The 13,834-nt window shown below is 40.2% G+C and carries 19 protein-coding genes and 1 pseudogene; 19 read left to right on the top strand and 1 reads right to left on the bottom strand.

Going from position 1 to position 13,834, the window contains the following annotated elements:
* Window positions 1-217 precede the first annotated feature (217 nt).
* The 11 genes from R7Q09_RS23635 to R7Q09_RS23585 all read left to right on the top strand — a co-directional run bounded on the left by R7Q09_RS23635 (window position 218) and on the right by R7Q09_RS23585 (window position 6,680).
* Entirely contained in the window at window positions 218-655 is a 438-nt protein-coding gene (locus R7Q09_RS23635; RefSeq protein WP_172572395.1) for a DUF5675 family protein, read from the top strand.
* Between the two features lie 11 nt (window positions 656-666).
* The gene (locus tag R7Q09_RS23630; protein WP_151514894.1) at window positions 667-1,149 is read left to right on the top strand and encodes a hypothetical protein; all 483 of its coding nucleotides are present in this window, start codon (window positions 667-669) and stop codon (window positions 1,147-1,149) included.
* A 155-nt stretch (window positions 1,150-1,304) separates the two neighbouring features.
* Entirely contained in the window at window positions 1,305-1,754 is a 450-nt protein-coding gene (locus R7Q09_RS23625; protein WP_138940482.1) for a hypothetical protein, read from the top strand.
* 144 nt (window positions 1,755-1,898) lie between these two features.
* Window positions 1,899-2,549: a hypothetical protein gene (locus R7Q09_RS23620; protein ID WP_262598270.1), complete on the top strand. Its 651-nt coding sequence runs from the start codon at window positions 1,899-1,901 to the stop codon at window positions 2,547-2,549.
* A gap of 112 nt (window positions 2,550-2,661) precedes the next feature.
* Window positions 2,662-3,126 (top strand): hypothetical protein, encoded by a 465-nt coding sequence (locus R7Q09_RS23615; protein ID WP_318071293.1) that lies wholly within the window; start codon window positions 2,662-2,664, stop codon window positions 3,124-3,126.
* Window positions 3,127-3,258: 132 nt separating this feature from the next.
* On the top strand, window positions 3,259-3,726 hold the full coding sequence (locus R7Q09_RS23610; RefSeq protein WP_047483056.1) for a hypothetical protein: 468 nt from the start codon (window positions 3,259-3,261) through the stop codon (window positions 3,724-3,726).
* Between the two features lie 101 nt (window positions 3,727-3,827).
* Complete coding sequence (locus tag R7Q09_RS23605; protein WP_005376997.1) at window positions 3,828-4,337, top strand: hypothetical protein; 510 nt, start codon at window positions 3,828-3,830, stop codon at window positions 4,335-4,337.
* Window positions 4,338-4,470: 133 nt separating this feature from the next.
* A complete protein-coding gene (locus R7Q09_RS23600) occupies window positions 4,471-4,878 on the top strand; it encodes a hypothetical protein (RefSeq protein WP_193843609.1) in 408 nt (135 codons plus the stop codon).
* A gap of 202 nt (window positions 4,879-5,080) precedes the next feature.
* Entirely contained in the window at window positions 5,081-5,722 is a 642-nt protein-coding gene (locus R7Q09_RS23595; protein ID WP_193846628.1) for an AAA family ATPase, read from the top strand.
* The gene (locus R7Q09_RS23590; protein WP_130273697.1) at window positions 5,719-6,162 is read left to right on the top strand and encodes a hypothetical protein; all 444 of its coding nucleotides are present in this window, start codon (window positions 5,719-5,721) and stop codon (window positions 6,160-6,162) included. Before R7Q09_RS23595 ends, R7Q09_RS23590 begins: the two co-directional genes overlap by 4 nt.
* Entirely contained in the window at window positions 6,162-6,680 is a 519-nt protein-coding gene (locus R7Q09_RS23585; protein ID WP_318071289.1) for a restriction endonuclease, read from the top strand. The genes R7Q09_RS23590 and R7Q09_RS23585 overlap by 1 nt, the downstream gene beginning before the upstream one ends.
* Window positions 6,681-6,868: 188 nt before the next feature.
* Here R7Q09_RS23585 and R7Q09_RS23580 read toward each other — a convergent pair whose 3' ends face one another.
* On the bottom strand, window positions 6,869-7,093 hold the full coding sequence (locus R7Q09_RS23580) for a DUF3892 domain-containing protein (protein WP_285378446.1): 225 nt from the start codon (window positions 7,091-7,093) through the stop codon (window positions 6,869-6,871).
* A gap of 274 nt (window positions 7,094-7,367) precedes the next feature.
* Between R7Q09_RS23580 and R7Q09_RS23575 the strand changes: the two genes are divergently transcribed.
* The 8 genes and pseudogenes from R7Q09_RS23575 (at window position 7,368) to R7Q09_RS23540 (ending at window position 13,641) form a co-directional block, all read left to right on the top strand.
* Window positions 7,368-7,871, top strand: coding sequence for a hypothetical protein (locus tag R7Q09_RS23575; protein WP_318071288.1), 504 nt, complete (start codon window positions 7,368-7,370; stop codon window positions 7,869-7,871).
* Between the two features lie 289 nt (window positions 7,872-8,160).
* Entirely contained in the window at window positions 8,161-9,120 is a 960-nt protein-coding gene (locus tag R7Q09_RS23570; protein WP_213887003.1) for a phosphotransferase, read from the top strand.
* Window positions 9,121-9,265: 145 nt separating this feature from the next.
* Window positions 9,266-9,658, top strand: a complete 393-nt coding sequence (locus R7Q09_RS23565; RefSeq protein ID WP_238842964.1) for an SMI1/KNR4 family protein — start codon at window positions 9,266-9,268, stop codon at window positions 9,656-9,658.
* Window positions 9,659-10,336: 678 nt separating this feature from the next.
* A pseudogene (locus R7Q09_RS23560) lies at window positions 10,337-10,747 on the top strand (cytidine deaminase).
* A gap of 148 nt (window positions 10,748-10,895) precedes the next feature.
* The gene (locus R7Q09_RS23555) at window positions 10,896-11,546 is read left to right on the top strand and encodes an HNH endonuclease (RefSeq protein WP_318071286.1); all 651 of its coding nucleotides are present in this window, start codon (window positions 10,896-10,898) and stop codon (window positions 11,544-11,546) included.
* Window positions 11,547-11,702: 156 nt separating this feature from the next.
* Window positions 11,703-12,167, top strand: coding sequence for an ASCH domain-containing protein (locus R7Q09_RS23550; RefSeq protein ID WP_318071285.1), 465 nt, complete (start codon window positions 11,703-11,705; stop codon window positions 12,165-12,167).
* Between the two features lie 143 nt (window positions 12,168-12,310).
* Window positions 12,311-12,832, top strand: coding sequence for a hypothetical protein (locus tag R7Q09_RS23545; RefSeq protein WP_021453659.1), 522 nt, complete (start codon window positions 12,311-12,313; stop codon window positions 12,830-12,832).
* Window positions 12,833-12,981: 149 nt separating this feature from the next.
* Window positions 12,982-13,641 (top strand): restriction endonuclease, encoded by a 660-nt coding sequence (locus R7Q09_RS23540; RefSeq protein WP_318071283.1) that lies wholly within the window; start codon window positions 12,982-12,984, stop codon window positions 13,639-13,641.
* Window positions 13,642-13,834: the final 193 nt, after the last annotated feature.

The raw sequence follows: 13,834 nt of genomic DNA, 5'->3' as shown, positions 1-13,834 counted from the left end.
TATGCGTTGTTTTAAGTGATTAAGGTGGTATGCGGCAGCATCGGTATTGCGTTGCTCACACCTTAACAGGGCGTTAGCTGCCTACACTAAAGTTGATGTAAAAAACGTAATGCTCAATTTCATTTAAGTTAGCGATGTCTCTATTAACGATGAAACGGATCTGTTGTAACAATACTCTTCTGTTAATTTCATTGATTTGATAGCTAGGACAAGAGCAATGAAAAAACTAGATGAAGTTAAATTAAATCTAAAGCGAACAAAGCAAATGGGAGAGACAACTTTAGGTAAGTTAACTATTGAGGGAGTAAGTAAAAGTTGGTTTGTATTGGAGCCCGCAGGGCCAGACTCAATAACTGAGGGATCCGATAAAAGGATCAAAGCAGGGACTTATAAATTATTGCCTTATAGCTCACCGAAGTATCCTAATGTATATGAATTACAAAATGTTCCGGGGAGAACGTTTATTCTAATCCATGCTGGAAATTATCACAAAGACACTCTTGGGTGTTTGATGCCTGGTAAAACATGGGGGAGTGTGGCTAAATCTCATTACTATGTGGGTAATAGCAAATCGGCTCTGAAAGAAATTTTTGCTGAAATCACGAGCTACAAAAAAATTACCATAAATATATCTAATCAGTTGGAGCAGCAATGATGATAAGGAATATGGCAATTTTAATTGTGTCTGTTTTTTGCTCAGGGCTGCTATATGCTAAAACGCCAGAAGTAAGCCTCTTACATAACTGGATGATAGAAAACTACAAATCTATTGAATCAAATCTTGAAAAAAAAGAAGGTTCGAAAATAGTTCCTACGCTTTTTTCTTTGGTAGAAATTTGGAAGCGTAGAGACGGAGCTATTTCCGGAGAAGTTTCTCCCTTATTGTTGGTTGCGCTAAAAGTCGAGCCTCAGAATACTCTGCTTTTACTATCTGAAAGCCCAGAGTCTTTTGACAAATGGTTAAATGAGCTAGAAGGGATGGTGTTTACAGACCATACAGGCAATGAGGCTAATCGGTTAGAAAAGTTAAGAGTTGATGTATTAGTATCAATGAAATCTTACTCTAGAAAACAGCCGGATAAGTTAAAATCAATGGCTGACGCACTTATTGAAAGGTTGGAGGTTATAAACGTGAGCGTGATAGATTAAGCCAGTGCTAGCAGCCAGCTAACAAAGCATTTAAGAGTGATTCGCAACGCGTGGCATTTTTACTATGCGTTGCGTTTAGTGTTTAAGGTGGTGTGCGGCGGTTTCGGTATTGCGTTGCTCACACCTTAATGCGGCGTTAGTTTTCAGGAGAATTTATGAAACCCTCAAAGCCGATAGGCAGCTACATTTCGGGTTTGAAAAAGGCGTTAAAGCATTATGGTGCAACGCAGCGAGATCAATACTCATGGATTGCCAAAACGAACGATCATTATGTGTTTACTGCTGAGCGTGATCACATAGATAAAGAAAACAATGTATATTCACATAGTGAAGGTACTTTTTTAAAGAGAGTCCCCCCGTTATCTGTAGATTTTGGTGATGCATCGTTGACAGTTAGTCATGGTAAGGAGTTATTCGAGGCAATTAAAACGACATATGAAAATAATTGTTACTGTCACCTTTTAATCGTGAAAGGTACTAAATATGGTACAGATAAAGGTGGTGTAAAAGCAGTTATGGATGCTGATCTTTGGCAGGTAACATCGTTTATGGGTTCGGTTGAGAGTGGTTTTGAATTTAAGTTAGAGCGCACAAAAGAAAACTAACAATCTGTTTAAGAGTGATTCGCAACGCGTGGCATTTTTACTATGCGGTAGTTTAAGTGATTAAGGTGGTTTGCGGTGGCTTCGGCATTGCGTTGCTCACACCTTAACAGGGCGTTATGCAATATTATAATTTGGAGAAAAATAATGAGTGGAGCTGAGGTAGTAGGATTAGTAGCTTCTATTGTATCTTTAATCATAGGTGGGTTTGCAATTTGGTTGTCTGTGACGTTCTATAAAATGTCCACTAAAAGTTCCAAAGACTTAGAGCAAGCTTCTGCTAACATAGACTCTACAGTAAATAGGCTTGAAGTCTTATTCGATAAGCTTTATGCAGATACATTTAGCATGATGAAAGACACAGTAACAGATATGCGAAATCATGTTTGGAAGACGGCATCTACAGAAAGCTTGGATAGTCGGACAGAATTAGATGAAAGTTTTGTTCAACTCAAAGCTGAGTTAAACCAGCAAATAGAACAGTTGATTCTTAGTCAGGGCAAGGCAAACGAAAAAGTAGATAGTTTTGCTAAACAAGTAGAAGCTCTAGTTAGTGATACAATAGACAAATCAGCAATGAAAAAAGCGACAAAATCAGCTTTAGAGAAAGCCGATTTAGTTGTATCTGTATTAAAGCAACATGGTGGCCTCAATGAAGAACAACTTCAAAAGCTAACAGGTCTTTCTGAACTGGATTTGACTCACATCATATTTGAGCTGGGTGCTAAGAAAATAATTGAATGGGAAGAGGGACCAAGTAAATATAGTACTAGTTCAATCTTCACTGTCACAAAATAATGCATAACAAAGCATTTAAGAGTGATTCGCAACACTTGGCAGTTTCGCTTCGCTCAAGTGTAGCCAAGCGTCGCTCACACCTTAATGCGGCGTTAGTATTCAAGGAGTAATTATGAAATTGGGAGGCTGGCAAAGGCTTTGGTTAGTTGTAGTTATCACTTCAGGTTTCACTGCTTCCTATGTTGCCTTTGAGACTAGACCACAAATTTCTACGATTGAAAAAGAGTGGATCAGAAGTGCATCAGATGTGATAGCGGAGAAAATATCAGACGAAGAGAGCCGAGAGGTTACTGGTTATTCAATTCAGGTGAATTTGTTTGAAAATAAAACTGATGCGGAAATTATTGCGTGGTTAAACAAAGTGGAGATTAATCCTTCATCACCTCAGCGTGTTTTCTCTAGCGCAGTTAAAGAAATAAACGAGAAGTTTCAACTTCAAGTAGATGAACTCCCGTATAGGCAAAAGGGCCACTTTACCACGATAGCAATGTGGTGGTTTGCAGTTTCAATACTTATTTACGTTCTAGGTTGGTCTATTGGTTGGATCATCCGTGGCTTTCGGTCAAAAGAACACTAACAAACTGTTCAAGAGTGATTCGCAACGCGTGGCATTTTCACTATGCGTTGGTATAAGTGATTAAGATGGTATGCAGCGGCTTTTGTATTGCGTTGCTCACCCCTTAACAGGGCGTTATACGTTTGAGGAAGTATGGAAGTTTTAGAACTGATCTTTGACCCAACGGTCATTATAAGTTTGTTATTAGCGGTATTTTCCGCATACCTTGGGAAGTTGGGTAAATTCATTGTTTCAAGCTTTACTCGGACTCCAATGATGCTCAAAAAATTCTGGCGCTTGCGGAAATGGAAGAGAGTTAAACGTTATTACCTAATTTCTAGTAATCCATATGAGATAACATGGAATATTGTAAGAACTTACTTCTATTTAACAGTGTTTATAATGTGCATGCTCTTTTATGTTGTATTTGTAAAGTTAGGTGCTTTTGGTGATGTTGGTGGTTTTCCTCCAGAAGTTCAGCATCTAATATTCTCGCCGATCTATATCTTTGAAGTCTTATGGCTCAAGCAGCGTGGCTTTACTCGAGACTTGATTGAGCTAAAGGATAGGCGACGGAAAAAACGTATAACAAAGCGTTCAAGAGTGATTCGCAACGCTTAGCATTTTTCGTTTTAATTCGCTTATGTGTTTTCGGTGTGACTAGTTAGTCTAGCTTATAGCGTTGCTCACACCTTAACGCGGCGTTAGCATGCGGGAGTAATATGAAGAAAATTCTCATCATCGGTAATTCTGGCTCAGGCAAGAGTTGGTTGTCGAAACAGTTATCCCGAAAACTTCAGTTGCAAGAAGTTAACTTGGACTCGATTGTATGGGAGCCAGGTGGCTATAATCAAAAACGCTCCACCGGAGCAATCGAAAATGAAATTGCTAGTATAAAGTCTCAATGCAACTGGGTAGTTGAGGGAGTATTTGGTGCTTTAGCCGAACAGCTTATTTTATCTGCTGACATGCTGTTGTTTTTGGATTTGGAATGGTCTGAATGTAAAAGTTCTCTTTATTCTCGTGGTTCGGAGAGCTCGAAGCAACTTAATGAGGAACAGGCGGAGAAGAATTTTCGTGAATTATTAAAATGGGCTTCTGAATACTCTGTTCGCGAATCCAAAAGTTCACGACAGTTCCATCAGCAATTGTTCAGAGATTTTCACGGTTCTAAAGTACGTTTCACAACGCGCTCTCAAGTGAATGAGTTTGTAGCGGAAACAACATGCTAACAAACTGTTTAAGAGTGATTCGCAACGCGTGGCATTTTTACCCTGCGTTGATTTTAGTGATTTAGGTGGTGTGCGGAGGCTTTCGTATTGCGTTGCTCACACCTTAACAGGGCGTTAGCTGTTTGAGGAAAAAATGAGAAAATTCGATAAGCCGCTATTCTGGCTGTATATAAAAACAAGAGACTCATTGTTGTCATCTTTTAAGGGCTTTCTGGGAATGCTTTTAGTGTTGATCGGAGCAGCAGTAGTTTTAGGTAATGAATCCCCTGAGAATGTCTGGATTTCGGTGGGAATCATTTTATTAGTATTGAGTCTTCCAGTCTCAATGGGCCTGATGATGATAAAGCTCAAATTTAAGAGTTTTGCTGGATCAATACCTACAGCAGAACTAGCATATTTTTTACAGCACGATGAAGATGCAAAGTTAGATAAAGCTGTGAGAGGCTTATTTTCGTTATGCCTATCTTTTATGATTTACCTTTGGTTTACGATGGTAGCTATCGCAGCTCTTGGTATGTTGGGAGCAAAGCTCGTGTTGTAAAACACAGCTAACAAACTGTTTAAGAGGGATTCGCAACGCATGGCATTTTCACTATGCGTTGGTTTTAGTGATTAAGGTGGTTTGCTGCTGCTTCGGTAATGCGTTGCTCACCCCTTAACAGAGCGTTATGTGTAATGGCAGTAGTCGGCTCAAAAATATAGGATATAATTCCTTATCGAAGTCAGTATAGGAACTTGTTTTAATGATAAAGTTGGTAGTAAACACCCCAAAAGGAGGGGTGGGTAAAACAACCACCGCGACAAACATTGCATTACTCCTAGCTCAGCAAGGCTATCGTGTGATGGCTGTTGACCTTGCAGCTGGTTTGCTCATGAGTCAGACGCTAGCCTCATGTCCTGAGTTTTCGGCGGAGAGTAGTAATACAATTGTACAAAATGAAGCTCAATCAATTCCAGATAATTTCCCTGGGGCGAGCTCTTTCGATTACGCTGTTCTAGATACAGATGATACTTTTACCGTTGCAGAGGATCTACTATTAGGCACTCGCCCGAGTTGGAAAGTTATTTCCCCAGTAAACCCAAATGATGCGGTGGGATTATCGCGAATTCCTCGTGAGATAAGGGCTGTTGTTCTAGCGACACTTTTGACACCTAGTGAGTTGAGTTTGTCTATTGTCACGAATATGGCATATGGTGGTGACAGTGAGAATGGCTACAATCAGCTACATCAACAACTTAGTGATAATAGTATTGCCAGCTTACTTAGCTCAACAGTTTTACCTCATGGAAATGTACTCAGCGAGACCCCGTTGATTTTATTGGGTGATAGGGATTACGCTGAATCTTTGTCAGAGCTATTACGCAGCATGGGAGTAAGATTGTGATTTCAAATAAGACTAAAATCGAGAAAAGTAGCTCTAAAATTGTTACTAAAAGCTCTTTTAATAAAATTGAGATTAGCTTCGACACTTCAAGAACCTCAAAAGAGATATGGAGTTTTATGAAAGAATGCTTCTCCACTAAATCCGAAGCAAACATTGTAAAGCAAGTACTATTGCTTCTTTCTGGTAATTTAGTCACCTCAAAGAAAAGTTATTTCGAGCAACTAAAGTTTGACCAAATTTCTAAAGTTATCGCTGATAATTCATCCAGTGCACTGGATAAAGAAAAAGAGGGGGTTATCTCTATTAAGCTTCCTAAGTGGCAAGTTTTGTTAGTGGCTAGCTCATTACCTCAATGTCAGTCCTCAAACGAATTTATTGAACTTTGCCTCGAAAAGTCATACAAGAAACTCAAAAGCTCGTTCTCAGATGGTGGCTTATAATGGGAGTTTTAGAAGAAGCTCTGGTTGGGCGTATACTCGAAACTTCTCCTGCGTATAAGAGAGATGTGATGGAGCAGACAATCAGAGACTTGTTGGGAGCATATGAGCTAGCAGAGATAACAGGGCTACCTCCACGACGGGGGGCGGCTGATGGTGGCTTTGATGGTGTGATCGATATTTCACATTTTGATCAAGGGGGGTGGCATGCCAAAAGAGCTGGTCTCAATGTTAAAGTGAGGTCATCAAACTTTACACGTGAGCAACTAGGGTGCTTTTTGCTAGACATGGACCGAGAGGGAATCTCAATTGGTATAATTATTACCGCTTCACACCTCTCTCCCGACGCAAAACATGAATTTGATAGAAAAAATGCGCAAGGTGCTGTTCATCTTATCCATATTAGATTGTCCGATATATTGAGTGGGCTAGTTCAAGCTCCCAATATATTAATCGGTGAAGATAGTTTAAACGATGTGCTGATTAGCAATGTAAGAGACATGTTAAGCTCTGAAGAGTAAGTTCCGAAAATTACACATAACAAAGCATTTAAGAGTGATTCCCAACGCTTGGCATTTTTCATTCCATCGTTGGGTTTCGTGTTTACGGCGGTTTGGTTAAGTTTCGTGGTAGCGTTGCTCACACCTTAATGCGGCGTTATGTAGCTAAGGCAAGCAATGGCTATTTACGAGCCTTAGCTAAGATTAATTTACTTAGCCATTTCGTCTAAGTTATTGCCTTTTTTACGATCAGGATTAGTTCTAAGGTGAGGCTTTTTATCTTTCGCTCGGACGGTATGTGCATTTTCTATTTGTCCTCGATCTGCCATTCTCATCGCAGTATCAAGTGAAGTGAAACCTGAGTTACCTTCAAACCGCACTTGTGTGATGTTGCCTTTACTATCTTGTTTTGCATCGATAATTTTTTTAGTCATGATGTATCCTTCAGTTTATATGTAGGGTTACATCCTTGAGCAATTACAACTTCCTGTAAGAGGTTATATTTTAACCGAGCTAACTTATTGAAGCAAACGGTTGCAATTGGGTCGCTACATAACAATCTGTTTAAGAGTGATTCGCAACGCGTGGCATTTTTTACTATGCGTTGCGTTTAGTGCTTAAGGTGGTATGCGGGAGCTTCAGTATTGCGTTGCTCACACCTTAACAGGGCGTTAGGCACCTTATTCGTTTCCATAAAATTGAGAGTATATGAATAGTAAAATCACACAATATCAAGAATTAGCTGTAATCTTAGCTTTCTTAAAGCATGCAGACCGTAAAGGGAACATAGATTTCAAAGAAACCAATATAGGGTTTGACTTAGGTAACATCATCTCAAATGGTAACTTAACTGACAGTTTACTCTACGAATTAAACGAAAAAGGTATCCTGTCTTACGAGGAAATCGGTGAAGATGGCTTTGCACCAATAGTAATTGCAGGTATCACTGAAAAGACTCATGAGTATATATTAGATTTAGTTTCTTCTTTGGAAGCTGAACGTGCTTCACTTGAAACGAGAATAACTGAAATTCTAACATTTAATCCTAGCTTGTTATCAAAAAGCATAAGTGAAACTAAAGAAAAGCTAGACGAAGTGGATCGCCATATAAAAGGCAATGAAATGCTTGCTCCAATGGCAAAGCCTTTGAAAGAAATAAGGCACTATTTTGAAAGTGTCAGTGCTGTATCCTCTAACTACGAAGATATATAAAAACATTATTCGTCCAGTCCAAGAAGAGGGACGTTCAGGAGTGCAAGCTACTGTAAAATGGGCAATAATTAGTATCGTTTTATCAACGGGTATATCTCTAATCATCAGTAACTGGAGTAAAATAAGCTATTTGATTACAGGTGCCTAACAAAGCGTTTAAGGCAGATTCGCAACGCGTGGCATTTTTGGTTTTAGTCGGCTTTAGTGTTTACGGTGGTATGGTTAGGTTCAGTGGTAGCGTTGCTCACTACTTAACGCGGCGTTATGTACCTAAGGGGTAACTGGATTTATGAGTGATTTTGTTCGTAAGGTTGGTGAAAACTGGAGTCAGATTGGTGCTGGCGCTAGTATAAAACGTCAATCAGCTGGTGCGACGAATCATGTTTTTCGTATCCAATCCTCAGAGACTTATTATCTTAGAAAATATAGTGTTCGCAATGTTGCTAAGATCAAGTTAGAACATGAGCTGCTGAGAAAGTTATCGCAAAATTTGAATACTATAATTGCCCCTGTTTTGACGCGCGATCACCACTCCTTTTGTAAAATAGGTGATGAGTTTTATGCTCTATTTCCTGAAGCAAAAGGAACGTTAATCGAAAAAAGTGCTCTGTCTGCGTTTCATGCTTTTCAGTTGGGAAAAGCCCTTGCTGACCTGCATATTCAACTCGCTTCCGAGGTTGGAAACGACTTTCCAACAATTGAGCTTTCTTGGGATAAAAGTGCTTGGGTCGATAGACTACAAAAAATAGTCGCAGCTATTGAAACAAATAGTGAATTTGATATGAATAACTCGGTGCTACGAAGAGTAAAACAACAGCGTGATTATCTAGCTAGCTCAGAAGCTACGCACTCATATACCCCGTTAACAAGCAGGCAATTAATCCACGGCGACTTTCATCATTTCAATGTCTTTTTTGATTCTAATTGCACAGTAAGCGATGTGATCGACTGGGATTTAGTGCAAAACATGCCTCCAGGTTATGAGTTGGCGAGAGCATGCATGTATATGTTCGATTTGGAGCTTCATAGGTCATTAGCTTTATTAAAAGGCTATCTGTCTGTCAAGCCTCTATCCCGATTAGAGCTTAACGATGGAGCAAAGGCGTGGGCTGTTTACGCCGACCATTATGTGTGGGCTTTGGAGGAAGTATTTTTAAAAAATAATACAGCGGCACAGAAGTTCATACCTCAAAGGGACTTTATCCCTTTTATGGAGCAATGGCTCCAAATTGAAAGTGCCTTGTTTTGAGGCGGCACATAACAATCTGTTTAAGAGTGATTCGCAACGCGTGGCATTTTTACTATGCGTTGGTTTTAGTGTTTAAGGTGGTATGCGGTAGCATCGGTATTACGTTGCTCACACCTTAACAGGGCGTTATAGCTTTGGAGTAAAAATGGCATTCAACTTAACAGAAGAACAATTAGTTAATACAGAGGTGGAGCTTGGTGCAAGGCTCCCTCATGATTATCGTGAATCGATGAAGACTGACAATGGTGGTGAGGCAACGACCGAAGAGGATGACTGGGAGCTTTACCCAATCAAGGACAACTCCGATCGAAAAAGGCTAGCTCGTACTTGTAACCACATTATTGCAGAAACCAAGGCGTGTTTTGGTTTTGGCAACTTTCCTCATCATGCATTGGCTATTGCTAGTAACGGTCTTGGTGATCAAATGGTTTTCTTAAAAGAGTCAGAACAGTTCAAGCCCGAGGTTTATGTTTGGCTTCATGAAACCGGAGAGATTAAGTTGCTTGCAAGTTCATTTGTCAAGTTAGAAAAGCTATAACAAATTGTTCAAGAGTGATTCGGCACGCGTGGCATTTTTACTATGCGTTTATTTTAGTGGTTAAGGTGGTATGCGGATGCTTAGGTGTTGCGTGCCTCACACCTTAACAAGGCGTTAGCTTACAACAGTAAAATCAGGATCTTTTAGCTAGTGTGAGGCTGGGAACATCATCGAAAGTTAGTGCGTTGACCGTTGACTACACATTCTCTTGTTCTAGATATGTCAGTGAATAATCTTTTCTTGGTTCTTGGCTTCTAGTATCTAAACTTCAAAAGTTGGTGCTCATTTCAATCACGCCTTGGCTAGTGCCATTTGCAAAGTCTTGTACATGAAAACAGCAATTCAAATGTCAGCTTCATTGTGTGAAGTTTCGTGAGCCTGCACGCTCGGCGGTTTTAGCTTGGCTCAAGGTCATTCAAAGTTCACAGCCTGTAGTTCTCGGCTTCGATGTTAAGTCTCAAGTTCAGCATGTAAAGCAAAGTAAGGTATGGCTTTTGGTATACAATGGTTTGCATGAAATAAGCTAACAAGGCGTTCAAGAGGGACAGTCAACGCGTGGCGAGTTTGGCTTAAATCTTGGTATTTGTGTTTACGGTGGTAAATTGAAGTTTGGTGGTAGCGCGTTGCTGCCCCTTAACGCGGCGTTATAGCGCTCGACAAAATTGAATATGGTTGGTCATGGATAATATCGAAAAAGAGCTTTATCAAGCAGCAATAGAACTCGTAAATATGCGATATCCTTTTGGTTGGGGTGGTGCTGCGGCTGTTAGAACAGAGTCAGGAAGAATATTGACAAGCATTGCTCCTGATACGAAAAACGATGCTCTTTCACTATGCATGGAAGTGGGAGCGTATTTAGAGGCTCACAAACTCAATTAGCGAGTGACCCACTCATTATGCCTGTGTCGTGAGAGCGAGAACGATGAATTTCTAATCTTGTCACCATGCGGAGTTTGCCAAGAGCGCCTTGTCCATTGGGGTGGGGATGTCAAAGCAGCAATTACGACTCCAGAGAATGCATTGGTTTTCAAAACTATACGAGAATTAATGCCTCATCATTGGTCACTTGTAAACGGCAAAGCACTATAACAAGGCGTTTAAGGCAGATTCCCAACGCTTGGCGCTCAGCATTTAAAGTTTAGTTTTGTGTTTACGGTGCAAAGGTTTAGGTTAGGTGGTTAGCGTTGCTCACTACTTAACGCGGCGTTATGTGTTTCATAAGCTAAATTGGTGTTCTATGAAAAATGATGTGTATAAAGAAATCGTAGGTGATGATAAGCAATACCTCAATTGGTTGGCTCAAAACCCTGATGGCTATGTTGTTAACTGCCTGACAACTAAGGATGACTATCGTGTATTGCATAGAAGTGACTGTCGTTCTATTAATACGCTGATCTCGAGTGCATCTGAAGGTGGTTTTACAGAACGAAAATACATAAAGGTTTGTGCCTCGACGATTGAGGGTTTGAAAAAGTGGTCAGTCGATAATGGTGCAAAAGAGCAATGTTTTTCCTCGATCTGTATGCACTGTATGAAAAAGGATCAGCAGCAAGAACTTGAAAAGTTTGCTCAGTTGGTCGCGGAAGCTAGCAAAGTTAATGCATCTACACGCAGAGATAAACTGAATAGCTATGATGGCGTCGCTACATCTAAGGTTGTTGAAACGACAGTTTACTCAAGGAGCCCAGAAGTTGTGGCTGAGACTTTAGAGCGGGCTAATGGTGTTTGTGAAGAATGCGGCGAAGACGCTCCTTTCAATCGTAAGTCAGATGGTAGTCCCTATCTAGAAGTTCATCATGTAATTCCGCTGTCACAAAGCGGTCTAGATTTGTTAAGTAACACAATTGCCCTTTGTCCAAACTGTCACAGAAAAGCGCACTTTGGATAAAACACATAACAAAGCGTTTAAGGCAGATTCGCAACGCTTGGCGTTTTCAGTTTGAATTGAGATTTGTGTTTACGGTGTAATGGTTTAGGTTAGGTGGAGGCGTTGCTCACTACTTAACGCGGCGTTATATTTTTAATCAAATTCCGAGTCAAAATCATGGATGAAAGAAGTAGAATCTATCTAGATCAATACCTTAACTCATTATCAGGTGAAGTAGCATCAAGTTACACTTCGTTTAGTTCAGACTATTTCTGTGCAGATGAATACAATGCAAATATATGTGCGGACTTAATCCTTCGTGGTGAAAAACGAGCGTCATGTAGCTTAGATTACTGGTACAGCGAAAAAGGCGAATTATTGCCAGAAATCGGTCATCTTCAAGTAGTGACAAATTGGGATGGCGTGCCAATTTGCATTATAGAAATCACCTCAGTAACTAAGTGTAAATACAATGAAGTAACACCTGAATTTGCAGCTTTGGAGGGTGAGGGTGATAAGACGCTAGCTTGGTGGCGAAATGCACATTGGAACTTCTTCTCAAGAGAATGCGTCGAGTTAGGTATATCACCTTCAGAGGATATGCTATTGATATTAGAGCAATTTAAAGTCGTACATAAATAAAAATATAACAAACAATTTAAGAGTGATTCGGCACGCGTGGCATTTTTACTATGCGTTGGTTTTAGTGGTTAAGGTGGTATGCGGAAGCTTCGGTATTGCGTGCCTCACACCTTAATTGGGCGTTATAGGTATTGGAGGTTCGGATGAGTGGTGACATAAAAATTATTGCAGATAGGCTAAAGCCTCACATGGAAAAGCTAGATACGTATTTTCAAAATAAGAACTCAGACTTCCGAGCTCTGATGGAAACAAATCATGATGAGTTGGGTAGGGTTTTGAAGTGTCACCTTGTAATCGAACATTACCTCACTACCTATTTGTCAAACCATTATGGAATTGATGATATCGACCAAATTAGGCTGTCATTTGCTCAAAAAGTAAAGTTGCTTCCCGATAAAGGAAGTGCCGTTTCATATGTTAAAAAAGGCATCGAAAGAGTTAACAAAATACGCAATCGCTTTGGGCACGAGTTAGACGCAACAATCTGTAACGGAGAGATAAATGAACTTGATGATGTCTTAAAAATCATGAGACCTGAGGTTTGTTCCGAAACCCCAATCAATAGAATAGAAAACTTCACTGCGATCGCTTGTACATTTTTAAATGTAGCACCGAAAGAAATCGAAGAAATCTTCTCGCAAGCTTTCAAGAATGTGCAGGTTTGAAAATACCTATAACAAAGCGTTTAAGACGGATTCCCAACGCTTGGCATTTTCGGTTTGCTTTGAATTTAGTGTCTACGGCACAATGGTTTAGGTAGGGTGGTAGCGTTGCTCACCACTTAACGCGGCGTTAAGTTTCTAGTCGAGGTCATATGAAAACTAAACAAATTCCGGATTGGAAACAATATGAGTGGCTGATAACTAAAATTTTGCATGATGAGCGCTCAGAACCGAATGTGACGGTATTAGGTGACTTGCGGATTAGAGGTGAGTACTCTGAAAGTTCACGTCAAATAGACGTTTTGATTGAGCAAGGCTCTATTCGAACGATCGTTGAGTGTAAGCATTATGATAAGCCGATAGATGTTAAAGCTGCTGAATCCTTTATGAGTATGATGAATGATGTCGGAGCTAATTTTGGTGTATTAATATCTTCCAATGGTTTCACTTCTTCAGTCCCTAAAAGAGTCCGTGAGTTTGGCAATAGAATTAAACTTGAACATTTAGATTGGCAAGAAGCTTACAGTGAATCCTTTGCTGAGGAGTCATATGGGCGTGTATCGGACATTTGTTCTCATTGTATTGAAAACTATAAAATTGGGCGGTCTGTTCCTGGGTTACTCTGTTGGAATCATGGGTTAGGCATTAATCAATTTGGTAAGTTCTCTATGGGCTCAGTAGGGCGGTGTTTGAAGTGCAAATCGTACACTGTTTACTGTGATTCTTGCGGCTGGGTAACAGTTGCTGAACACGAAGAACCATGTTGCGAATTGCGGGATGTCTTTTATGCTCACGTAGCAAAAGAAACTTAACAAAGCATTTAAGAGTGATTCGCAACGCTTGGCAGTTTCGCTTCGCTCAAGTATAGCCAAGCGCCGCTCACACCTTAATGCGGCGTTAGCTGTTTAAGGAAAAAATGAGAAAATACGATAAGCCGCTATTCTGGCTGTATATAAAAACAAGAGACTCGTTGTTGTCATCTTTTAAGGGCTTTCTGGGAATGCT

Source organism: Vibrio sp. 2130-1 (genome assembly GCF_033339515.1).
The sequence above is the reverse complement of the archived record's forward strand: the minus strand, read 5'-3'. Positions and strand labels throughout refer to the sequence as shown.